General features: G+C 44.1%; 20 protein-coding genes and 2 tRNA genes. 13 read left to right on the top strand and 9 right to left on the bottom strand.

All coding sequences use genetic code 11. The features are described from left to right. Positions 1-70: 70 nt before the first annotated feature. Positions 71-1189, top strand: a complete 1119-nt coding sequence (gene rlmN, locus ACO5GU_RS05490) for a dual-specificity RNA methyltransferase RlmN (RefSeq protein WP_484930376.1) — start codon at positions 71-73, stop codon at positions 1187-1189. A gap of 344 nt (positions 1190-1533) precedes the next feature. On the opposite strand, the gene ACO5GU_RS05485 is transcribed toward rlmN, so the two are convergent. The 8 genes from ACO5GU_RS05485 to rpmH all read right to left on the bottom strand — a co-directional run bounded on the left by ACO5GU_RS05485 (position 1534) and on the right by rpmH (position 6267). Next, entirely contained in the window at positions 1534-2394 is an 861-nt protein-coding gene (locus ACO5GU_RS05485) for a ParB/RepB/Spo0J family partition protein (protein WP_484930375.1), read from the bottom strand. Beyond that, positions 2387-3187: a ParA family protein gene (locus ACO5GU_RS05480; protein WP_484817436.1), complete on the bottom strand. Its 801-nt coding sequence runs from the start codon at positions 3185-3187 to the stop codon at positions 2387-2389. Before ACO5GU_RS05480 ends, ACO5GU_RS05485 begins: the two co-directional genes overlap by 8 nt. A gap of 63 nt (positions 3188-3250) precedes the next feature. Beyond that, positions 3251-4009 (bottom strand): 16S rRNA (guanine(527)-N(7))-methyltransferase RsmG, encoded by a 759-nt coding sequence (rsmG, locus tag ACO5GU_RS05475; RefSeq protein ID WP_484930374.1) that lies wholly within the window; start codon positions 4007-4009, stop codon positions 3251-3253. A gap of 103 nt (positions 4010-4112) precedes the next feature. Continuing rightward, positions 4113-4697 carry a Jag family protein gene (locus ACO5GU_RS05470; protein WP_035427134.1) on the bottom strand — a complete coding sequence of 195 codons (585 nt, stop codon included), beginning with the start codon at positions 4695-4697 and terminating at the stop codon, positions 4113-4115. A gap of 88 nt (positions 4698-4785) precedes the next feature. Continuing rightward, entirely contained in the window at positions 4786-5544 is a 759-nt protein-coding gene (locus tag ACO5GU_RS05465) for a YidC/Oxa1 family membrane protein insertase (RefSeq protein ID WP_035427133.1), read from the bottom strand. 20 nt (positions 5545-5564) lie between these two features. After that, complete coding sequence (gene yidD / locus ACO5GU_RS05460; protein ID WP_084054989.1) at positions 5565-5801, bottom strand: membrane protein insertion efficiency factor YidD; 237 nt, start codon at positions 5799-5801, stop codon at positions 5565-5567. Beyond that, positions 5798-6121 (bottom strand): ribonuclease P protein component, encoded by a 324-nt coding sequence (rnpA, locus tag ACO5GU_RS05455; protein WP_035431391.1) that lies wholly within the window; start codon positions 6119-6121, stop codon positions 5798-5800. The genes yidD and rnpA overlap by 4 nt, the downstream gene beginning before the upstream one ends. Positions 6122-6132: 11 nt before the next feature. Next, positions 6133-6267, bottom strand: a complete 135-nt coding sequence (rpmH, locus tag ACO5GU_RS05450) for a 50S ribosomal protein L34 (protein ID WP_003148884.1) — start codon at positions 6265-6267, stop codon at positions 6133-6135. Between the two features lie 362 nt (positions 6268-6629). Here rpmH and ACO5GU_RS05445 point away from each other — a divergent pair, with 362 nt between their 5' ends. From ACO5GU_RS05445 to gyrA, 7 genes are all read left to right on the top strand, one after another. Then, entirely contained in the window at positions 6630-7496 is an 867-nt protein-coding gene (locus tag ACO5GU_RS05445) for an ATP-binding protein (protein ID WP_484930373.1), read from the top strand. Between the two features lie 83 nt (positions 7497-7579). Further along, entirely contained in the window at positions 7580-9109 is a 1530-nt protein-coding gene (gene dnaA, locus ACO5GU_RS05440; protein WP_484930372.1) for a chromosomal replication initiator protein DnaA, read from the top strand. Between the two features lie 233 nt (positions 9110-9342). Continuing rightward, positions 9343-10443, top strand: coding sequence for a DNA polymerase III subunit beta (gene dnaN / locus ACO5GU_RS05435; RefSeq protein ID WP_475003417.1), 1101 nt, complete (start codon positions 9343-9345; stop codon positions 10441-10443). Positions 10444-10458: 15 nt separating this feature from the next. Next, positions 10459-11550: a DNA replication/repair protein RecF gene (recF, locus tag ACO5GU_RS05430; RefSeq protein WP_484930371.1), complete on the top strand. Its 1092-nt coding sequence runs from the start codon at positions 10459-10461 to the stop codon at positions 11548-11550. Next, positions 11543-12076, top strand: a complete 534-nt coding sequence (locus ACO5GU_RS05425; RefSeq protein WP_484930370.1) for a hypothetical protein — start codon at positions 11543-11545, stop codon at positions 12074-12076. Before recF ends, ACO5GU_RS05425 begins: the two co-directional genes overlap by 8 nt. A 160-nt stretch (positions 12077-12236) precedes the next feature. Next, complete coding sequence (gene gyrB / locus ACO5GU_RS05420) at positions 12237-14180, top strand: DNA topoisomerase (ATP-hydrolyzing) subunit B (protein WP_484855748.1); 1944 nt, start codon at positions 12237-12239, stop codon at positions 14178-14180. A 62-nt stretch (positions 14181-14242) separates the two neighbouring features. Then, a complete protein-coding gene (gene gyrA / locus ACO5GU_RS05415; protein WP_484812764.1) occupies positions 14243-17005 on the top strand; it encodes a DNA gyrase subunit A in 2763 nt (920 codons plus the stop codon). A gap of 145 nt (positions 17006-17150) precedes the next feature. On the opposite strand, the gene ACO5GU_RS05410 is transcribed toward gyrA, so the two are convergent. Continuing rightward, on the bottom strand, positions 17151-17657 hold the full coding sequence (locus ACO5GU_RS05410; RefSeq protein WP_484930369.1) for a bifunctional nuclease family protein: 507 nt from the start codon (positions 17655-17657) through the stop codon (positions 17151-17153). Positions 17658-17810: 153 nt separating this feature from the next. On the opposite strand from ACO5GU_RS05410, the gene ACO5GU_RS05405 reads away from it, so the two are divergent. The 5 genes from ACO5GU_RS05405 to ACO5GU_RS05385 all read left to right on the top strand — a co-directional run bounded on the left by ACO5GU_RS05405 (position 17811) and on the right by ACO5GU_RS05385 (position 22308). Next, positions 17811-17887: transfer RNA gene (locus ACO5GU_RS05405), tRNA-Ile, on the top strand. Between the two features lie 88 nt (positions 17888-17975). Next, a tRNA-Ala gene (locus tag ACO5GU_RS05400) sits at positions 17976-18051 on the top strand. Positions 18052-18240: 189 nt separating this feature from the next. Further along, on the top strand, positions 18241-19380 hold the full coding sequence (locus tag ACO5GU_RS05395; RefSeq protein WP_484930368.1) for an ABC transporter substrate-binding protein: 1140 nt from the start codon (positions 18241-18243) through the stop codon (positions 19378-19380). A 135-nt stretch (positions 19381-19515) separates the two neighbouring features. Continuing rightward, positions 19516-21225: an ABC transporter permease gene (locus ACO5GU_RS05390; RefSeq protein ID WP_484800966.1), complete on the top strand. Its 1710-nt coding sequence runs from the start codon at positions 19516-19518 to the stop codon at positions 21223-21225. 3 nt (positions 21226-21228) lie between these two features. Next, positions 21229-22308 carry an ABC transporter ATP-binding protein gene (locus tag ACO5GU_RS05385; RefSeq protein ID WP_314006790.1) on the top strand — a complete coding sequence of 360 codons (1080 nt, stop codon included), beginning with the start codon at positions 21229-21231 and terminating at the stop codon, positions 22306-22308. The last annotated feature ends 110 nt before the right edge of the window (positions 22309-22418 follow it).

Raw genomic sequence — 22418 nt, 5'->3', positions numbered from 1 at the left:
GGTAAACTCTAGTAAACGTATTTCTTCTAAGATACCGCAGATAGCTTAGAAGAGTTGGAGAAGGACAAAAATGCAATCAAATAATACTCTTGGCGGCACAAACACCACGGTTGACGGCGCAAACACTTCCGCGTCCGATGCTCGTCCACAGAAAGCTGCCGCTAAATCTGACCTCAGAAGCCTTTCGTCAGAACAAATTCTTGACCTGGTTACCTCACTTGGCCAGCCAAAATTCCGCGCAAAGCAGATTGAAGAGTGGATCTGGTCTAAAGGTGCCACCTCTTTTGATCAGATGAGCAATCTTCCAAAAACATTGCGAGAAGAACTGTCTAAGCAGGTAACTCTTGCTGGTGCTGAGCAGATTGTTCGTCAGGTTTCTGAAGATGGAAGCCGTAAATACCTGCTTCGCTACCCTGATGGCACTTCTGTTGAGTGTGTTGGCATGCCAACTGGCAATAAGCTCTCGGTCTGTGCTTCTACACAGGCTGGCTGCGCCATGGGCTGTGCTTTCTGTGCAACAGGCGCTGCTGGTCTCACGCGCTCTCTTTCTGCGAGCGAGATTTACGAGCAGGTTATGCACGTCCGCGACGATTTTGACGCACGCGTTACCAGCGTTGTTCTTATGGGTCAGGGCGAGCCCTTCATGAACTACGACGCCACTCTTGCGGCTATGAGACGCCTCAACTCCCCTGACGGAGCTGGCATTGGTGCGCGCCATATTACAGTATCTACCTGCGGCGTTATCCCTATGATTAAGCGTTTTGCTTCTGAACCAGAGCAATTTACACTTGCCGTTTCGCTTCACTCTGCAGTGCAAAAGACGCGAGACGCCCTCATGCCAGGAGTTCGTAAATACTCACTAATTCACCTGTATGACATTATGGGTGAGTATGTCGATAAGACCGGTCGTCGTCCAACGTATGAATATGCGCTGATCAAAGGCGTTAACGATTCTGACAATGAGCTTGGAGCTTTGAGAGACTTCTGTCGAGGAACGCTCTGCCACGTTAACATCATTCAGCTTAACGAGATTGAGGGTTCTAAGTTCCATCCAACATCCCCTGCCCGCGCACAGGAGTTTGTAAACAGCCTCAACTCTGTTGGCGTTGAAGCAACCATCCGTCTTTCTCGTGGATCTGACATTGATGCGGCTTGTGGACAACTCTTCCAAAAGAGAAATGCACGCTAAAGTGCTTATAGAGACAGCTCTTATATAAGAATTATTCATGCTTTTAATGCAAAGAAGGGGTCCTCATGGGCCCCTTCTTTTTAGTTCATGTATAGAACGTATGTTCTATTGAATTGCGTTTAACCATTCTCTTTCCACCCTAGCCTGGTGAGAGAGAATGTTTCTCGCACTTTTCCTATTACCGCTACCTGAATAGTCATCAAGAATAGCATCGAGAGCTCTTCTCGATCTTCTCATCGCGTGAAGAAAACTTCTTTGTGCCTCTTTAGTCAACAGAGCATGTTTAGCGAGAAAAGCTATTCCTAGTAATGAGACACTGGATATAATCGCAAACTTTATCTTCATTATGCTTCTTTAACGTTTGAGAGTTTTTCCACTAGAGCAGCAAGTTCTTCCTCATCATTGAATTCGATTTCAATCTTATTCTTGCCGCGGATATTTCGTACTTTTACTGGAGTATCCAAAGCAATTCTTAGCTGCCTTGCTGCACGCTTATATGCCTGTGGAGTTGGCTGCCTTTTTGGTTTCTCAACATTTGTGACAGAAAATAGTGGAGCAAGATTTTCTGTCTGACGAACCGACAAGTTCTCTTCAACTACTTTCTGGGCAAGCTTAATTCTTCCTTCTTTTCCGCTTACAGAAAGAATTGCACGAGCATGTCCAGCACTAATGCGTCCCTCCGCCATCAAAGTTTGAACTTCTGTTGGAAGGTCCAGAAGACGAAGGGTATTTGTAATTGCTGACCTAGACTTTGACAAAACCTTGGCTAAGTCGTCTTGGGTTAAGTTCTCTTGTTTGATTAGCTGCTTATAACCTTGAGCTTCTTCGATTGGGCTTAAGTCAGATCTTTGTAGATTCTCAATCAGAGCAAGCTTGAATACTTCCTCGTCAGAAATTGCTTTGATTACAACAGGTACTTCCTCTAATTTTGCAAGTTTTGCAGCCTGGAAACGTCTCTCACCAGCAACAATTTCGTAGTGGTCGCCCTTCTCGCGAACAAGAAGTGGCTGAAGAATACCGTTTTGCTTAATAGAATCACTGAGTTCAGTGAGCTCAGCTTCGTCAAAACGCTTGCGAGGCTGGTCTTTATTTGGCTTAATCTTCTTCAAAGGCAGCGTGGTAGTTTCTTTTTTATTACCAACCTCAGCATCTACCTCGCTAAAGAGCGAATTAAGGCCTTTACCAAGTCCTGATTTTTTAACCACGACGATTCACTTCCTTTGCAAGTTTGTTATATGCAAGTGCGCCCATACTTATTCGTGCATACATGGTTACTGGCAAACCATGACTTGGTGCCTCAGCAATTTTGACGTTTCTTGGAATAAGTGTCTTGAATACCTTGTTACCAAAGTAATTAGATACTTCATTGACTACCTGCTTAGATAGGGAAGTTCTACTATCAAACATGGTCATTACTACGCCAAAGATTTCAAGATCTGGATTAAGCTGTTTTTGCACCATCTTCATTGATTCAACAATCTTGGTAACGCCTTCTAGTGCATAATACTCGCACTGAATTGGGATAAGAATGCTGTTTGCAGCAACTAAAGCGTTAATTGTTAGAAGACCTAGTGATGGTGGGCAATCAATCAAAATGTAGTCAAAATAGTCTTTAACCTGTTCAATCGCCTGCTTTAATATATTTTCTCTTGAGTCAACAGAGACAAGTTCAATTTCAGCACCGGCAAGTTGAATGGTTGCTGGTGCAATAGTTACGTATTTCTGAACTGTTTGCTGCAATACCTCTTCAATTGGCGTTTCATTGAGAATTACGTCATAAATATCAGCTTCAAGTTCCTCTTTATCAATTCCAAAACCACTTGTCGCATTTCCTTGTGGATCAAAATCGATAATGAGAACTTTCTTCTTTGTTTCACCTAATGCAGCAGCAAGATTAATTACGGTAGTTGATTTTCCAACTCCGCCTTTTTGATTAATTACTGCCAGAACTTTAGGATCTCTATCCTGAAATCCCCTTGAAAGGTCTTTGTAGCTCATTTATCCTCCGTTTGACCAAGTTTATTTAATAATACAGAATGTTTCACGTGAAACATTCCACAATTACCCTCTTCTTGCAACAAACGGATTTGATTTAGCCATTCCAGTTTTCCTTGGTAATTTGATTTTGCTCTTTGCAACTTTTTTGTATAAAAGAATTTCACGATGGCCAAGATTGTTTGGTAACTCAATTGTTTCACGTGAAACATTTTTGTATCCAAAAATTTTGGCTGCCTGAGAGGCGTCCTGAAGCTCTATCTCATCAACATTGGCCTTCATTACTATAAGAGTGGCTTGGGGGGCTAAGAAAGGCTCTGCATACTCCATAAGAATATTTGTCTTCGCAACAGCTCTAAAAGTCACAAAATCAAACTTTTGTTTATATGCATTTGGAATTTCTTCTGCACGAAGCTTCTCAGTCCTAACTCTCTCATTTAGACCAATTTCATCAATCATTGACTGAACCGCATTGATCTTTTTTCCAATAGAGTCAACCAATAATGTTTTATTATCACTCATGATTGCAAGAGGAAGTCCAGGAAAGCCTCCACCGGTACCAATATCAATATAGTTGTGAGTACCAGTTATAAACTCATTACACACTTTGAGTGGTAACAAAGAATCAAGAATATGGAGCACGAGCGCGTCATCAACTGAAGTGATTCTTGTGAGGTTCAGATTCTTATTTATCTCAATGAGTAATTCAATATGTTTTAGAAGCTGTCTTCTCTGGAGTTCTGTTGAATCGATTTCATAGTTAAGGAGAAGTTCCTTCAGTACATTCTCTTTTGAATTATATAAAGACTTTACTGATTCAGACATTGCTTCTCCTGTGACAAAACTTCTTGTTACAAGAAGAATTGTCACAAAAAAAGAGGAAGGCGTAAACCTTCCTCATCAAATTACTAAAGCTTGTGAGAAGTTCTTAGCTATTGATAGCAGTTACCACAACACGACGATATGGATCATCACCCTCAGAGTGTGTAGTAACCTCAAGGTTGTCTCTCAGTGCGATGTGAATGATGCGACGCTCATAGCCACTCATTGGAGCAAGAGAAACCTTACCGGTCTTCTTAGCACGAGCAGCAGCAGAGAGGGCCATCTCCTGAAGCTTATTACGGCGGCGGCTCTTGTAGCTTTCAACATCAACAGATACTGGATAGTGGAAGTGAAGCTTAGCGCTCATAAGAGAAGAGAGAACCATCTGAAGAGCCTCAAGCGTATTACCATGACGACCAATGAGAATTGCAAGATCGCCGCCGGTTACGTCAAGAATAAGTTCTCCATCTTCACCATCATACTCATCAATTGCACAGCTATTCTCGCCAAAGAAGGAGAGAAGCTCTCTTAGATAAAAGACAGCGGTATCAGCAATCTTATTCATCTCAGCATCAGTAAGCTGAATTCCAGCTTCAAAATGCTCTCGAATTGAAACAAACTCGTCTTGTGAATCAACGACAGGAGACTCATTAAGAGCGTTTGGCTCAGAAACGAAAGTCTCATCCTCCATGTCGTCCTCCAGTCAATATAAAAAGTTTAACTATTAATCTACTCTAACAAGTTCTGTAAACAAAAGTTATTTTGTTCAAGCCCAGCTACTAAGCCTTTTTGTGAGGGCGTGGCTTCTTTTCTTTTCTCACCACGTCAACCTCGATGGGCTTATTAGCCATCTGAGCCTCAGCCTTAAGCTTCTCTTTTTCCATAATGCGCTTGGTAATAAGCTGCTGCTGAGCAAGCTGCCAAATACCAGAAGTGACGTAGTAGAGAAGAACAGCTGCTGGCACAGTCCAACCAAACCAGAGCATCATGAGGGTCATCATGCCACCCATCATGTACTGCTGGGTTCGCTGCTCACCAGAGCTTGTACGAGCATTTACTGCCATAGAAAGGAAGGTTGTAAGACCAAATAGAAGAACAAAAATTATGTAAGGGATAGCAGCAACAAGGCCATCAACAGCAAAAATGTCTGACGTTGCTCGTGCGATAGAAGGAAGAATGTTGTAGAAACGAGAGTCTACCGGAACCATCTTTGCAACGGTAAAGAGTGCAATAAAGATAGGGGACTGCAGAAGCAGAGGAAGACAACCACCGAGTGGATTGAAGTTAATCTCTGCGTAAAGCTTGCGCATTTCTTCGTTCTGTCTTACTGGATCATCAGCATAGCGCTCCTGGATTTCTTTGAGCTTTGGCTGAACAACGCTCATACGAGCCATAGAGGCCGTCTGCTTGTTGGTCATTGGAACCAGGATAATACGGATGATGATGGTAAGCAGGATAACTGCCATACCCCAGTCTCCCGAGAATGATTGAAGTCCCGCTAAGACTGTGTATAGAAAGTTAACAATCCAATCCCACATATTTCCTCCGGTGCGTTCCTTTACGGAACGGGATCGTATCCTCCCTTATGAAAAGGGTGACAGCGAGCAATACGCTTAAGAGCAAGCCAACTTCCCTTTTTAACACCATACTTTTGTATGGCCTGAACTGCATATTCGGAGCAAGTGGGCCGATAAATACAGTGAGGCTTAAAAAGGGGAGAAATGTTTCTTTGATAGAAACGAATAGCACCTAGGAACAAGTTTGCGAAAAAAGAATCATGTCTTTTCTCGCTCATTTGACCCCTGTCTTTCTTAACAAAGCATCCAAAGAAACGCTTATATCAGCAGGATTAGTGCTGTGTGTATCTTTAGTCGCAAAGAGAATAATGCCGTATCCCTCAACAGGTAAACCGCTCTTTCGAGCTGCTTCGCGCAGAACGCGTTTACACCTGTTTCTAAATACGGCGTTACCTAATCTTTTTGGAGCTACAAAGGCTACCTCGGAAGGATGTGCCTCAGTGGATGGTGCTACTCGTATACGAAGAACAGAACTTTGAGCCCTCTTCCCCGCAGAGAAGACCCTTTCAAACTCTGAACGAGATTTAATGGTCTTCACAGAAACATTCCTTAGACGGTGAGGCGCTTACGGCCCTTAAGGCGGCGACGAGCGAGAACGGCACGACCATTCTTAGTTGCCATACGTGCACGGAAACCGTGGGTAGTTGCGCGCTTGCGCTTATTTGGCTGGTAGGTACGCTTCATAGCTATTTCCTCCCGAACGGGTACAGTATCGATTAAAAAGCCTACAGATTGTACTCGCGTTTATGGGTACCTGTCAAATTTTCTACGCAAATACCTCAACTTTTTCTCTTTTTTATTCAAAAATCTAGCGAGAAAACCTTTCATTTTGAAAATTTCACTTGTGATAAGTGAAGAAATTTGTTGAAAGGAATATTTCTGCAAGCTGAAATATGTCCGTTAAATGCTACTATCATTCAGTACGTCTTTCACAAAGATATAAAGTTATCTACAGATGTTTAACACTTGTTGAAAACTTTCATTCATCGTGAAAGAAAACGAAAAGTTTTCTTCATTTGTTTAACAATTGTTGAAAAGGAGGTGTCATGGCAAGAGATTTCTTTCCTTTTGTTGAGGAAAACACAAACCAGAATGAAAAAGACGCTGGTTCTGATAATTCTCTCACCGTCCGTTATGCTGCACGTATTGCAGTGTATGACGATAAAGCCGCAGCACCTCGTGTTGTTCTCGTAGAACCAAAAGACGTTCGATCTTATCTTGATGAAATTGCAGCTACCGTTAACCAGCTTGCTCACGAGCAGGGTGGAAAAATTCCTTTTATGGTTATGCGTGAGATTGTGGAAAATTTCATTCACGCCCGTTTTGTAGCGCCTACAATTTCAATCATGGATAATGGAAATACCATTAGGTTTTCAGACCAGGGACCTGGTATTAAAGAGAAAAATCGAGCTCTTGAGTTTGGTACTTCTTCTGCAACAGAAGAGATGAAATCGTTTATTAGAGGCGTTGGTTTTGGCCTTCCTTATGCTCAACAATACATGGTTGAGAAGGGTGGAAGTCTTACCCTCGAAGACAATATCTCTGGCGGAACCATTGTTACTTTGTCAACACGCCGCTCTAAAGATGCACACATTCAGACGCTTCCAACTCAAGAAGAAGCTGAAGAATTACCTGTAAATCAGAACCAACAGGCAGTTTTGCATGCTCAGCAGGCCGTATCTCAACAGCCAGCTGCACAGCTTCCTAATCTGGTACTTACAGATCGAGCAAAACAAGTTCTTCAATATCTCTCTGAACATGAATGGGTTGGAGCAACGGAGTTAACAAGTACCTATGGACTTTCAACACCAACGTGGTCAAGAGAATTAAAATCGCTGGTAAATATAGGAATAATCGGAAAAGTTGGGCAGAAATATAAGCTCACTACTATTGGAGAAACTCTCCTTTCATAGAGTTTCTCAACATTATTCGCTGAAAGTTATCAACATTCCTCTATACTAGGTGTCCCAATTTTCAACATTTTGATTGGACACGTATGGATGCATCAATTGATTCAGACGCAATAGCTCTGTGGCAAGACGCAATTGACCTCTTGGTTGAAGAGAATCAGCCAGAGGCTTTTATCGCTATGTTGAGAACCTGCACTCCAATTAAAGTTGAAGATAACGCACTGTGCGCTGAAACATCAATGCGTTTGGCATATAACCGTATCCTTAAGAATCTACCGATTGTTGAGAGATGCCTTTCGGCAGCAGCCTTTGAAGACATTATTTTGAGCCTTACTCTTACAAAGTCTTCTACTCCTGTTACCACTACTTCCACAATGACTCCTCAAGAGTTCAATGCTTGGAAGCAAAAAACCGCTCCTATACAAGCAGTTGTTCCAGAACAGATTCAAGATTTTGAATCCAAGGAACAAAGTCTTGAAGAATTAAAACAACAGACCTTAAAGCGCCGTAAGAGTAATCCTCTTTATGAGGAGACATCTTTCAATTCAAACCTCACGTTTGATCGCTTTGTTGTTGGTGACGAGAATGAGCTTGCACATCAACATGCATTAAATGTTGCAAACGACGCAAAAGGTAAGGCAAACCCACTGTTTATTTACGGTGCAAGTGGTCTTGGAAAAACTCATCTTCTACGTGCGGTCCAAAACTACATCAACTCTGAAGATATCGAACGTGTTTGTGTTTACAAAGATGCAGATGCTTTTGTTGATGACTACGTAAATGCAGTTCGTAAAAATGCATCAGGAAACGCCGCAACAGAGCTTAATAATAACTATCAAAATATTGATGTTCTTATCATCGACGACGTCCAAAAACTTGCTGGTAAAGCAGGTACTATTAACTTCTTCTTCAATATTTTTAACTCTCTTATTGATAGAGGTAAGCAGATTATTCTTGCCGCAGATAGAACACCTGCTCAGCTTGGTATGGGATCTGACGGCTTTGATGATCGTATTACTTCTCGCATGAGTGGTGGCATTGTTATTGGTATTGAGTCTCCAAGCTACGAGATGAAACTTAATCTTATTCATGTCTTCTGCGACCGAGCTTTTAAAGAGAGAAATTCTTCTCTTACTGCAGACGATTTGCCAGAGGACATCCGTCGTTACATGGCTGACAAGGCTGGTCAAAGTATTAGAACGCTTGAGGGCTTCTGTAATCGCTGTGTAACTGGTCAGATTAAAGCAAAAGAATCTGGCACAAATATCAAACAAGAAGAAATCGATAAGATTGCAGACACGCTCTGGCGTCGCATTTCAAAGACCGTAAATATCGAGAAGGTCCAAGAAGTCGTAGAAAATATTTATGGTATTAGTCATCGCGATATTGTTGGCAACAAGAGAAATAAAGAGATTGCAGAACCTCGTCACGTTGCAATTTATCTTGCTCACGACCTTTGCCAATACACGCTGGTAAATATTGGTAAGCATTTTGGTGGAAGAAAACACGCAACTATTTTGCACAGCATTGAGGTAATAGAAGAAAGAATCAAAGAAGACAAAAGTTTCTATGATCAAATTTCTCAACTCAAGAAGACTATTCTTGAACAAAGTTAGTGTTTAAAACCTGTTAGTAAGATGTTAATTGGTGAAGAGAAGTAGTGATTTGTTGTTGAGAGTTTAAGAGGGGGAGTTTTACTTTGTTTATGAATGTCAAAAATAAGCAAACAAATCTGACCTCTAGAAACATATTTCTACCTCTAGAAATGTAAAGCTTTCTTCTTTTCAACATAGCTTATTATTACTACGATATTTTTATTCTTATCTAAGAAATAATAGAAAGGGTCGTCATGAAATTTACCGTAAGTCAATCCGCTCTCCAGACGGCACTTGATATTGTTTCTAAAGGCATTGGTTCTAATACAACACTTCCTATTCTCTCTGGCATTTACCTCAAAGCATTTAATGGCATGCTTGAGCTACAATCCAGCGACTTAACTATTTCTATTAAGCATCAAATTGCAGCAAACGTAGAGGAAGAAGGAGAGACAGTTGTTTCTGGAAAGGTTATCCAGAACATTGTTAAAAATCTTCCTGATGCGGCAATTACTTTTGAAGGTGGAGAGCGCACACTTTCTGTAACATGTCAGCGTTCTTCTTTTAGACTTAATACTCTTTCTGCTCACGATTGGGCTCAATTCCCAGAGTTTGATCTTGAGAAAACCTGTGAGCTCCCAAGCCAGCTTCTATCAACTATGGTCGATAAGGTGTATCGAGTAACTTCTAAGGAAGCTTCTCGTCCTATTCTTCAGGGAATTTCTCTTACTGTTGAGGACAACACTATTCGTCTTGTTGCTACTGACTCATTCCGTCTTGCCGTTTGTGATTCCAACACAGATACTCCAGCAGGTGAGTCTTTTACTGCAATTATCTCTGGTGAAGTGTTCCATGACGTTCTTTCCATGCGTAGCATGACTGAGAAGGTTTTGATTGGTACTACAGATAACCAGGTAGTCTTCCAGTTTGGAAATACCACTCACATCTCTCGTAAGATTGAAGGTCACTTCCCAGACTATAAGCAGCTACTTCCTACGTCTTGCACTGCATCAGTTGATATTAACGTTGAAGATTTCTCTGCAGCGCTGAAGCGTGTTTCTGTTATTGCCCTAGCAAATCCTTCAGTTCGCTTTGATGTTGATGCCGACGGTAAAGAAGTTAAACTTTCTGCATCTTCACCAGATCAGGGAGAATCCTCTGAACATATTGAGGCTCAAATTGAGGGAGATTCTCTTTCAATTGCTTTGAACTATCACTATGTCTTTGATTGTGTAAATGCTGCTCCTTCTAAGGATCTTCTGCGCCTTGAGCTACAAGGTCCTTCTCAGCCAGCTATTTTCAAATCAAACGGCAAGGTTAACTACTTGTATCTTCTGATGCCTGTTCGCCTCTAATTTGATAGGGGTTGTGTGGGACTTAAAGTTGAACATGTTTTGCTGTATAACTTTCGTTGCTTTTCTTCGAAAGAGATAGATTTGTCTGCACAAACTACTATTTTTGTAGGAAAGAACGCTGCAGGTAAGACAAATACTGTTGAAGCATTACAACTCCTTACTGCTGGGTATTCATTTAGAAAACCCACACCTTCACAACTCCTTCTTACAGGTACTTCTGAGGCAAAGATAGAGATTTCTCTTACAGGAGATGGAAGAAAACTAGAAAATACCTGCACCATTACAGAACGCCGTCGTCAATTTTCAAAGAATGGCAAGAAATGTCAGGCTGCAGATATTTCTGGAACACTGATGTCGGTACTTTTTAATCCCGATGACCTTTCAATGATTAAAGGTGGCGCATCGTATCGCCGAGAAGAATTTGATGACTTTGGCCGCCAGGCAAATAAAAGCTACTTCAAGGTTTTCTCGGCATATACCAAGACAGTTGAGCAAAGAAATAAGCTGCTTAAATCTGATTGGCCAGATGAAAATTTGCTTGATGCGTGGGATCTTTCACTTGCAAGAGGAGGGGCTACGCTTCTTCATGCAAGAATTCATTTGTTTGAGCGTCTGGCAAAGAAAACGTGTGAGATCTACCAGGAACTCTCTGGTGGAGAACACCTGGAAATGAACTATATTTCTTCAATTGGAGAGGTTTCTCTTGAAGCTTCTAGAGAAGAAATTACTGATCAATTCTTGAAGGCTTTACATGAAGCTCGCACGGATGATATTCGTCGTCAGCAAAGTACAAAAGGACCTCATCGAGACGACGTTGAGTTTTTAATTGAGGGTAAAGATGCTAGAAATTTTGGTTCTCAAGGTCAAATTAGAACTGTCGTTTTAGCACTTAAGATGGCAGAAGTTCTTCTTTCAGAAGAAATACTTGGTGAGAAACCCTTACTGCTTTTAGATGATGTTATGAGTGAGCTTGATGAAGACCGCAGAAAAGCCATCATGGAATTTGCATTTCATGACATTCAAACGGTAATTACCACGACAAACCTTGGGTATTTCTCTGAAGAGGTTTTAGAAAAAGCGCAGATAGTTAGGTTTAGCGATGAATAATCAACAAGAAACACCTGCGCGCGGTGGCAATGAAAATGCAAAAGATTTAATGAGTTCTCTGCTTGGAACCTTCAGAGATTCTAAAAGCATGTCAAAAAATCGTCGTGCCTATCTTGCGTGGGTTGAAGCAAATGGTGAAAGAGAGACAGAACACACAACCGGCGTATTTGTCAGAGAAGTAGCTGGTAGAGAGTACCCTGTACTTACCGTCTATGTAGATAATCGTATGTGCATGATTGATTTTCTTGCACAAAGAGAAATTTATAGAGCCAGGCTCTCAGAGCAAGGCCTGGAGTTCTCAGACCTTGAATTTAAGCTGGACAAATACAATAGACATGCTGGTAAAGAAGATACCTCTTCAGAAAAGCAAGCACAGGGCCAAAAAGAAGAGAAAAAAGATCTTCCAGAACTCACACCAGAAGAGAAATTACAAATTTCTGAGTTAGTTTCTGGACTTTCTGAGCCACTTAAGTCAACGGCTTATAAAGCGATTGAAGCAAGTTTTAGACAAAAAAAGAGTCTTTAGTCAAATCTGTCACTAATCTGTCCTTAAATCTCTTTACAGAGCCTCTCAGATACCAAATATTACTGTTTAAACAATGAAATTTCTCTGTGCCGAGTTGATTTTGGCGATTTCATAGTAAAATACCTATATCATTCCGCTCACAATTGAAGAGAGGACTTACGTGGCAAAAGAAAATAAGTATGACGGTACAGAGATTAAGATCCTTGAAGGCCTTGAGGCTGTTCGTAAGCGTCCAGGTATGTATATTGGTACAACTTCAGCTTCTGGTCTGCATCACCTTGTTTGGGAGATTGTAGATAACTCAGTCGATGAGGCAATGGCTGGTTATTGCTCCAAAATTAAGGTAACCGTTCATCCAGATAACTCTATTTCTGTTGAAGATAATGGTCGTGGTATTCCTGTAGACCTTCATCCCCAGAAAAAGATTCCAACTCTTGAGGTTGTTCTTACTATCCTTCACGCAGGTGGTAAGTTTGATAACAACGCTTATAAAGTCTCCGGCGGTCTTCACGGCGTTGGCGTTTCTGTTGTAAACGCTCTCTCAAAGAAACTTGTTGCACAGGTTAAGCGTGATGGCAAAATTTATGAGATGGTCTTTGAGCGCGGTAAAACCGTTCAGAAGATGAAGGAAATTGGTACTTCAAAATCTAACGGTACTACCATTACTTTCTGGCCAGACGACATGATCTTTGAGACCACTACGTATAACTTTGACACACTTCGTGATCGCCTGCAGGAGACAGCATTTCTTAATAAGAACCTTAAGATTACCCTCGTTGATGAGCGTGAGCTTACTCCTCGTCAGGTTGACTTCCAGTATGCTGGCGGCATCATTGACTTTGTTAAGTACCTTAATGAAGGAAAAGAAGTATTACCAGGATTTTCTCGACCTGTATATATTGAAGGCAAATCAGAACCTGATGCTCCGCTGTCAAAAACAGGAGAAGTTGAAGTTGCTCTACAGTGGAATACTGAATTCAGCGACAGAACTCTTTCTTTTGCTAACGATATTTTTACTGAGGAAGGCGGAATGCACCTTGAGGGCTTCCGTACTGCTCTCACTAGGGTAATAAATGATTACGGCACTAGGCAGGGAATTCTTAAAGATAAAGATCCTAAGCTTGAGGGTGGCGATATTCGTTCAGGTTTAACCGCGGTCATTTCAGTCAAGCTACCAGATCCTCAGTTTGAGGGACAGACTAAATCAAAACTTGGTAGCTCTTACATGAGGACGCTTACCAACAAAATTGTTACTCAGGGTCTCTCAGAGTACCTTGAAGAGCATCCAAATCAAGCAAAAGAGATTTTAAGGAAAGCAGTACAAGAAGCTAGAGGACGTGTAGCAGCTCATAAACTTCGTGAGGCAACACGTCGTAAAGGACTTCTTGAGTCTGCAGCTCTTCCTGGCAAGCTTGCAGACTGCTCCGTTCGTGATGCAGAGATGACTGAGCTCTTCATCGTCGAGGGTGACTCCGCAGGTGGTTCTGCAAAGATGGCACGTGATCGTTCTATCCAGGCAGTTCTTCCACTTCGCGGAAAGATTTTGAACGTTGAGCGCGTACAGGCTCACCGTGCGCTTTCTTCTGACACCATCACTTCCTTGATTACTGCTATTGGTACTGGTGTTGGTGATGAATTTAATATTGAGAAAGCTCGTTATCACAAGATTGTCATCATGACCGATGCTGATGTTGACGGCTCTCACATTAGAATTCTTCTGCTTACCTTCTTCTATCGTTATATGAAGCCAATGATTGACGCAGGTTATATCTACGTTGCTCAGCCTCCTCTGTATCAGATCAAGCCAAAGGGTAAGAAGAACGGCAAATACATCTATACCGATGAAGAGCTTGCTCTTGAGACAAAGAAGTTTGAGGACAACACCAAGTTCACTATTCAGCGTTATAAGGGTCTTGGTGAGATGGATCCAGAGCAGCTGTGGGCAACCACTATGGAGCCAAAGAACCGCATTCTTCTGAAGGTAACCATTGATGATGCTCTTGCCGCTGATCGCGCGGTCTCTGACCTTATGGGCAACCAGGTTGAGAAGCGTAAAGACTTCATCCAAACACACGCAAAAGACGTCCGCTTCCTGGACATTTAATGGTTTCTCGCTAAATCATTAGACAGAAAATGAAAGGGTAACTTGTGGCAGACGATAAAAATATGAATGACGATCTTTTTGGTGCAGATGAGGACCAAGACCTTGATGCACAAAACGATATGGATGAAGAATACGAAGATGACGAGGTAGAAGAAGACTCTGACGAGTTTGACCCAGAGACTGGAGTAAATCTAGTAACGGGAGAGACTTCACACATCATCTCTGATGAGGCTGGTACTCGTCTTGACCTCTCAGACATTCACGGTGGCACGCTTAAGCCAACCGATTTGTCCTCAGAGATGAAGACTTCCTTCCTTGAGTATTCCATGTCCGTTATTGTTGCTCGTGCACTTCCAGATGTTCGAGACGGCTTAAAGCCTGTTCACCGCCGTATTTTGTACGCAATGAGTGAAGCTGGAATTACGCCAAACCGCCCACATAAGAAGTCTGCATGGGCAGTTGGTGAAGTCATGGGTAAGTACCACCCACACGGTGACTCCGCTATTTATGACTCCATGGTCCGCATGTCTCAGGACTTCTCGATGAGACTTCCTCTGATTGATGGCCACGGAAACTTTGGTTCTATCGACGGCGATCCACCAGCAGCAATGCGTTATACCGAGGCACGTCTTACCAGAAGTGCTATGGAAATGCTGGCAGAGCTTAACAAGAACACCGTTGACCTCCAGTCAAACTATGATGAGTCACTGACAGAGCCAGCGGTTCTTCCTGCTCGTTTCCCAAATCTTTTGGTTAACGGTTCTTCAGGTATTGCAGTTGGTATGGCTACCAACATTCCTCCTCACAACCTTGGTGAGGTTACTAACGCTGTTTGCATGATGATTGAGAATCCTGATGTAACCACTGAGGAGCTCATGACCGTTCTTCCTGGTCCTGACTTCCCAACAGGTGGCATCATCATGGGCACTCAAGGCATCAAGGATGCCTACGAGACTGGTCGCGGTTCTATTACGGTCCGCGCAAAAGTCCATGTTGAGCAGGTTAAGAGTGGTCGTCAGCGCCTTGTTGTTACCGAGATTCCTTACCAGGTTAACAAGGGTCTTCTTCAGGAGAAGATTGCTCAGGCAGTCAACGAGAAGAAAATTGAAGGCATCTCCGACATGCGCGATGAGTCCAACCGTAAGGGCATGCGCATTGTTTTGGACCTTAAGCGTGATGCGGTACCACAGGTTGTTCTGAATAACCTGTATAAGAAGACTCAACTCCAGTCCAACTTTGGCATCATTGACCTGGCCTTGGTTGACGGTGTTCCTCGTACGCTTTCTCTCCGCGAGATTCTGCGTCACTACATTGATCACCAGATTGATGTCGTACGCCGTCGTACTGAGTTTGACCTGGATAAGGCTCAGAAGCGCGTCCATATTTTGGAAGGCCTTCTGACCGCAGTTGATAACATCGACGAGATTGTTCACATCATTCGCAGCTCGCAAGATGATACCGAGGCAAAGAAGCGCATGAACGAGCGCTTTGGCCTGGATGAGATTCAGGGCGAAGCAATCCTTCAGATGCGTCTGCGTCGCCTTACCGGCCTGGCACGTCAAGATCTTGTTGATGAGATTTCCCAACTCAGGCTTGATATTGCCTACTACGAGGATCTTCTCGCCCACGAGGAAAAGATTCTGGCTGTTATTGCCGATGAGCTCCGTGAGATCTCTAACCGCTACGCTGACAAGCGTCGTACACAAATCTCTGACCAGGATATTCAGAACCTGGACGTCGAGGATCTTATCGCCGAAGAGGATATGGTTGTCACCGTTACTCACGCAGGTTACGTAAAGCGCGTTCCTGTTGAGATTTATCGCTCTCAGAAGCGCGGCGGCAAGGGTGTTCAGGGCGTCTCTCTCAAAGAGAACGACTTTGTCGAGAATCTCTTTGTTGCATCTACCCACGATTACGTGCTGTTCTTTACCAACTTTGGTAAGGTGTACCGCCTCAAGGTCCACGAGCTTCCTGTTGGTAACAGAACTACTAAGGGTAGCGCCATCATCAACGTTATCGAGACGCTTGCAGAGGGCGAGAAGGTCAAGGCAGTTATTACAACCCGAGACTTCCCAGAAGACAACTACCTGATGTTTGCTACTAAGCAGGGAATGGTCAAGAAGACAGCAATGTCTGAGTACGACCGTACCCGTAAGGACGGCCTCATTGCAATCAACCTTAAGGATGGCGACGAGCTTGTTAACGTCCGCCGTGTCCACCCAGGTGACAAGGTTGTTCTGTGCTCCTCCGACGGCAAGGCAATTCTGTTTGACGAGGCAGAGGCAAGAAGCATGGGCCGCGGTACCTCTGGCGTTCGTGGTATTACGCTCAAGGGCGATGCGACTATGCTTGGCATGGAAATTACCAACGGTAACGGTGACCTTTTCGTTATTACCGAGAAGGGCTATGGAAAGCGCACGGCAATTTCTGAGTATCCAGTTCACAAGCGTGGTGGCCAGGGCGTCTTTACCATCACAATGACGGAGAAGAAGGGTAACCTGGTTGCCTGCCGCGTTGTTGGTCCTCAGCACGAGATTATGATCATGTCCGAGGAGGGCGTTGTAATCCGCGTCAAGGCTGGCGATATCTCCAAGCTTGGCCGCTCTACTCAGGGCGTCAAGGTTATGAACCTCTCTGGTACTGACGTCGTTTCTGCAGTTGCCCGTATGGTTGCCAACAAAAAGAAGGCTCCTAAGCACGCAGAGAACCAAGGCATGCTTGATCTGATGGCAGCAGGCGCTCGCGATGCTGACGAGGCAGAGTCTGTTGACCTCGGAGATGAAGAGGAAGTACTGGACGATTCACTGCTGGATGATGACGAATAAGCATTTCAGCTATACGTAATTTGAAGAGCTCAGGAGGCAATTCTCCTGAGCTCTTTTCGCTTACCGAGAAAAACGACACGCTAATAGCAACGATTTTTATATAAAAGATGCGTCAGTTGTTTAAAAGTAAACCATAGAGCAGGACTTATGAGAAATCCTCAGGAGAGACATCCTCAATAAACTGGTGGAACTCCTCAAGCTCTTGGGCCTGAACGTCCTTCTCGACATCAGTAAAGTCTGGAGCAGCAGCAATTTCCAGAACGCTCTCGTCAGCAAAGATCGGAGCGTTTGTTCTTACTGCCAGCGCAATTGCGTCTGACGGACGAGCATCCACGTAAATATGCTCTCCCTCTTTAGAGATGAGCTCAATTTGCGAGAAGAACGTGGTGCCGCGAACGCCTACAATGCGCACACTTTTAATATCTGCGTCCAGAGAATCAAGAACGGAGCGAAGAAGATCATGTGTGAGTGGTCTCTGGGTAGACTCTTGGTCTATACCAAGGCTGATAGCAGATGCCTCAATGTTGCCAATCTTAATAGGTAGGCTGAGCGTGGAGACCCCGCGTGGGTCATGAAGACGCAGAACAATTACGGAAGAGATAGGTCCTCCTCCGACAACGACTGTCTGTATGTCCATACGCTTCAGCGACACAAATACTCCAAATAGCACGTCTTTTATCAATCTTTGGGCAGATAGTCTACGACTCTCTGTTCTGCTTTCATACCCAGTTTCAAGAAACTTTAAAACAAAACAAAAAAAGTGTTGACCTATGAGAATTATGGAGGTATTATTTTTCCCTGCGTTGGGCCTGTAGCTCAGTTGGTCAGAGCGTCCGGCTGATAACCGGGAGGTCACAAGTTCAAACCTTGTCAGGCCCACCACTTTATGTGACAATAGTCACCCCAACGTTAGCCGAGTCGCCGTTGGGGTGATTATTAAAGCCTTCTGGGCCCAACCAGAAGTCAGTACGGGGAATTAGCTCAGCTGGGAGAGCGCGGGCTTTGCAAGCCTGAGGTCAGGGGTTCGATCCCCCTATTCTCCACCAAATGTTCAAGGCCAGGGATTTAGTCCCTGGCCTTTTTGCTTAGATATGCAAAAACATACCGATAGCCGCCAATATCAGCCACTTATCGAATAGTTGAAATATTTTCGAAAAAGTTTGAGTACGATTTACACAGGAGTATGTTCTTTTCATTGGAGCTGTGGGTGACCACAAGGAGAGAAAAGAGTTCTTATGTCAAACCTTACTCGTCGTAACTTTTTTGGAGTCAGCGCAGTTGTAGCAGGTCTGGGTATCACTGCCTGCAAAAAGTCCGATTCTGATGCTGGAGAGAAAAAAGAATCTGACACCAACTCTACAGACGCGGTTGGAGCACCAGAAGAGCTGGTAAAGGCAGCAAAAGAAGAGGGTAAGCTGATTGTTTACGGCTCTTGTGAGGAAGAGTATCTAAACGCAGTTTGCGCTAATTTCAAGAGTCTGTATGGCATTGATGTTCAGGCTCAGCGTCTCTCAACCGGAGAAGTTGCTGCAAAGATTGAGGAAGAGAACGGCCATCCATCAGCAGATGTATGGTTTGGCGGAACAACCGATCCTTACAATGTCTCCTCCTCAAAGGGTCTTCTTGAGCAGTACGAGCCAAAGAATGCGTCTCACCTTATTTCTGATAAGTTCAAGAGCACAAATAAGGACTGGTACGGAATTTATAAGGGCATCCTGGGCATTCTGTACGATAAGGAAGAGCTTGGGCGCCTTAAGCTTGATGTTCCTCAGGATTACAAAGATCTTATCGATCCTAAATATAAGGGTCTTATTTGGTCTTCTAACTACAACACTGCCGGTACTGCAAAGCTGATCATCAACACCGTTATTCAGAAGTACGGTCACGATCAGGGCATTCAGTATCTTGTTGACCTTGATAAGAACATTGCGCAGTACACCAAGAGTGGTTCTGGTCCTTCCAAGGCTATCGGAACAGGCGAGTGCACCATCGGAATTGGTATGCTCCACGACGGCATTTATCAGATTGTTGACCAAGAGCATGAGAATGTTGGTCTTCAGATTCCAAGCTCTGGCGCATCATACGAGGTTGGCGCAACCGCAATCTTCAAGGGTGCTGCACATCCAAACGCAGCTAAACTCTGGATTGAGTATGCACTTTCACCAGCATGCGTTGACCTTGCTCAGAAGAATGGCTCTTATCAGTTCCTGGTAATTGACGACGCAAAGCAGCCTGAGATTGCCACTGAATACGGCCTTGATCCAAACAACGTTATGGACTACAACTTCGAAGATGCCAAGAAGCACACCGAGCAGTATGTCAAGGACGTTATGGAAGCTCTTGGTGGCGGAGATAGCCGCTTTAAGACAGAGTAAAACCAACGCAGATAAGCAAACAATGCTGTTGCTCAAGATCTGAGTGGCAGATTATACTGGGTAGGCAGAGATCTGCCTACCCAGTTCCACATAGAGCTTTGCGTATAGGTTTAGTGTTTCAGAGTTAGGACCAGCATGGCAAAATCCCAGAGCGCTCGACTTGAGCGAAAAAAGCTCCTTGGCGATCCAATTTTGATAACGACCATTGTCGTTCTTATCGCCTTCTTAACCCTTTTTATTTTGTATCCACTTGCCATTCTTATGGTTGACTCTGTAGTCTCCGATAATGGGATTAGCTTTGATGTATTTACGCGCATCTTGGCTTTGCCTTCGTTTGATCGCGCAATTACCAATACGCTCAGAGTTGGTTTTGCGGTAGGCATTTTATCAGCGCTTATTGGTCTTCTTTTTGCATACGTCGAAGTGTACGTAAAGCTTCGTACAAAGTTTATGACAGGACTTTTCCGCGTGGTTTCCATGCTTCCTGTTGTTTCTCCGCCATTTGTTCTCTCGCTTTCTATGATTATGATGTTTGGCAAGAAAGGCCTGATTACTCGAGGTCTTTTGGGAATTTTTGACAACAACATCTATGGTTTCTGGGGCATTTTTATTGTTCAGACCATGTCGTTCTTCCCTGTGTGCTACATGATGCTTAAGGGTCTGCTCAAAAACATTGACCCATCTCTTGAAGAAGCAGCCCGTGATATGGGAGCAAGCCGCTGGAAGGTATTTACCAGCGTTACCCTTCCTCTTATTTTGCCTGGCTTGGGCAATGCTTTTCTCGTCTCATTTATTGAGTCAATTGCAGACTTTGCTAACCCAATGATTATTGGTGGTTCGTACGATACCCTGGCAACAACCATCTACCTGCAAATTACAGGCGCGTACGACAAGCAGGGCGCTGCTGCTATGGCTGTTGTTCTTCTTTCCATCACGCTGCTCATGTTTGTTGTTCAGAAGTTTGTCTTGGAAGCAAAGAGCACGTCCACGCTCTCGGGCAAAGCAACGCGTGCCAGGATGCTTATTACAGACAACTCTGTTCGCATCCCGCTCACTATCCTTTGCGCGCTGGTAGCACTCTTTGTTATTGGCATGTATCTCTGCGTTCCTTATGGTTCGTTTGTCCGTTCCTGGGGCTCTAATTACGAACTAACTACAAAATGGTTTGAGCAGGTATTTTCCAAGTATCACGGCTTGCAAGCATTTAGCGATTCGTTCATGCTCTCGCTTATTGCAGCGCCAATTACCGCCCTGCTTTCGATGATTATTTCTTACCTGGTAGTAAAACGTCGCTTCCGTGGTCGCGGCTTTATCGAGGCTGTATCCATGCTGGCTATGGCAGTTCCTGGTACGGTTTTGGGCGTTGGATACATTCGCGGTTTCTCAAGTGGTGTTATGCACACAGGATTTTTGCAAGGTCTGTATGGCACAGGACTCATCTTGATTATTGTCTTTGTCGTACGTTCGCTTCCTACAGGAACGCGCTCCGGAATCTCGGCGCTTCGACAGATTGACAAATCAATCGAGGAGTCCGCATATGACATGGGTGCCGATAGCTTTACGGTGTTTATGACCGTTACGCTACCGCTGATTAAAGATTCGTTCTTGTCGGGCCTGGTAACGGCGTTTGTCCGTTCCATCACCGCAATTTCTGCAGTTATTCTCTTGGTCACACCAGAGTTCCTGCTCATTACTGTTCAGATCAATGAGTTTGCGGGCAAGGGTTCATATGGTATGGCCTGCGCCTTTGCAACAATTCTGATTGTTATTACCTATGGCTCGGTATTGCTTATGAATTGGGCCATCAAACACTTTGGCACCAGCCGAGCACTCAAGGAGGAGTAACACATGGCTACAGAGAAAAAAGGCGTTCGCCTTGAGCACATTTCCAAGATTTATCAGGATCAGAAGACTGGCAAAGACTTCTACGCAGTTCAAGACGCTAACATCACTATTGCTCCTGGCGAGTTTGTAACACTGCTTGGCCCTTCTGGCTGCGGAAAGACCACTATCTTGCGCATGATTGCTGGTTTTGAAAGCCCTGATGAGGGAAAGATTTTCCTCGGCGACGAGCAGATTGATGAGCTCACTCCAAACAAGCGCGATACGGCAATGGTGTTCCAGAGCTATGCGTTGCTTCCTCACTACAACATCTTTGACAATGTTGCCTATGGCCTCAAGCTCCGCAAAATGGACAAGGCAGTAATTCGCGAGAAGGTCCTTCATATCCTGGGTCTTGTTGGACTTGAGGGCATGGAAGAACGTATGACCAACCAGCTTTCTGGTGGTCAGCAGCAGCGTGTTGCTTTGGCACGCGCTCTGGTTATTGAGCCAAGCGTTCTTCTCTTTGACGAACCTCTTTCAAACCTTGACGCTAAGCTCCGCGTTGACATGCGTAACGAGATCCGTCGCATTCAGCAGGAGGCTGGCATTACTGCTATCTACGTTACACATGACCAGTCAGAGGCAATGGCGCTTTCTGACAACATCATCATTATGAAAAAGGGCGTTGTGGATCAGGTTGGCGATCCACAGACGGTTTACTATCACCCAGCGGATGAGTTTGTTGCAGACTTCATCGGTGAGTCCAACTTCCTGCACGCAACCATTGCAGACAAGCTTGATCCTGAGACGGCACTTTGCCGCTTTGAGGGCCATGAGTTTGAAGCCAGCGGATGTTCTCACCTGGATAAGGGTAAAGAGTGCTGCATTGTTCTTCGCCCAGAGTCTGCACGCCTTGCTGATGAGGGAACGCTTGCCTGCGAGGTAGTGCTTTCTCGCTTCATGGGCCACTATCAGAACTACCACGTTATGGTTGGAGACACGCTCATTAAGATCACGGACTTCAACCCTCGTACCCACAAGATTTACAACGTCGGTGACCACGCCTTTGTTGACTTCACCAAAGACGAGGTCCACGTTCTGTAAATGTTTTAGTTAAAGCAGTAACGTATGGCGAGAAGATCCGTTGGTCTTCTCGCCATTTTTTTCGAGGCTTTAGCCTGTTGAGCGCGAGAAGCGCGCGAAACACAAAACCA

Source organism: Lancefieldella sp. (assembly GCF_057237245.1).
Note: the sequence above shows the minus strand (reverse complement) of the source record. Positions and strands in the feature narration are given on the sequence as shown.

Coding starts and splice junctions, on each gene's coding strand:
- rlmN (WP_484930376.1), top strand. CDS start 71: ATGCAATCAAATAATACTCTTGGCGGCACAAACACCACGGTTGACGGC.
- ACO5GU_RS05480 (WP_484817436.1), bottom strand. CDS start 3,187: ATGAGCTACAAAGACCTTTCAAGGGGATTTCAGGATAGAGATCCTAAA.
- rsmG (WP_484930374.1), bottom strand. CDS start 4,009: ATGTCTGAATCAGTAAAGTCTTTATATAATTCAAAAGAGAATGTACTG.
- ACO5GU_RS05470 (WP_035427134.1), bottom strand. CDS start 4,697: ATGGAGGATGAGACTTTCGTTTCTGAGCCAAACGCTCTTAATGAGTCT.
- ACO5GU_RS05465 (WP_035427133.1), bottom strand. CDS start 5,544: ATGTGGGATTGGATTGTTAACTTTCTATACACAGTCTTAGCGGGACTT.
- yidD (WP_084054989.1), bottom strand. CDS start 5,801: ATGAGCGAGAAAAGACATGATTCTTTTTTCGCAAACTTGTTCCTAGGT.
- rpmH (WP_003148884.1), bottom strand. CDS start 6,267: ATGAAGCGTACCTACCAGCCAAATAAGCGCAAGCGCGCAACTACCCAC.
- ACO5GU_RS05445 (WP_484930373.1), top strand. CDS start 6,630: ATGGCAAGAGATTTCTTTCCTTTTGTTGAGGAAAACACAAACCAGAAT.
- dnaA (WP_484930372.1), top strand. CDS start 7,580: ATGGATGCATCAATTGATTCAGACGCAATAGCTCTGTGGCAAGACGCA.
- dnaN (WP_475003417.1), top strand. CDS start 9,343: ATGAAATTTACCGTAAGTCAATCCGCTCTCCAGACGGCACTTGATATT.
- ACO5GU_RS05425 (WP_484930370.1), top strand. CDS start 11,543: ATGAATAATCAACAAGAAACACCTGCGCGCGGTGGCAATGAAAATGCA.
- gyrA (WP_484812764.1), top strand. CDS start 14,243: ATGAATGACGATCTTTTTGGTGCAGATGAGGACCAAGACCTTGATGCA.
- ACO5GU_RS05395 (WP_484930368.1), top strand. CDS start 18,241: ATGTCAAACCTTACTCGTCGTAACTTTTTTGGAGTCAGCGCAGTTGTA.
- ACO5GU_RS05390 (WP_484800966.1), top strand. CDS start 19,516: ATGGCAAAATCCCAGAGCGCTCGACTTGAGCGAAAAAAGCTCCTTGGC.
- ACO5GU_RS05385 (WP_314006790.1), top strand. CDS start 21,229: ATGGCTACAGAGAAAAAAGGCGTTCGCCTTGAGCACATTTCCAAGATT.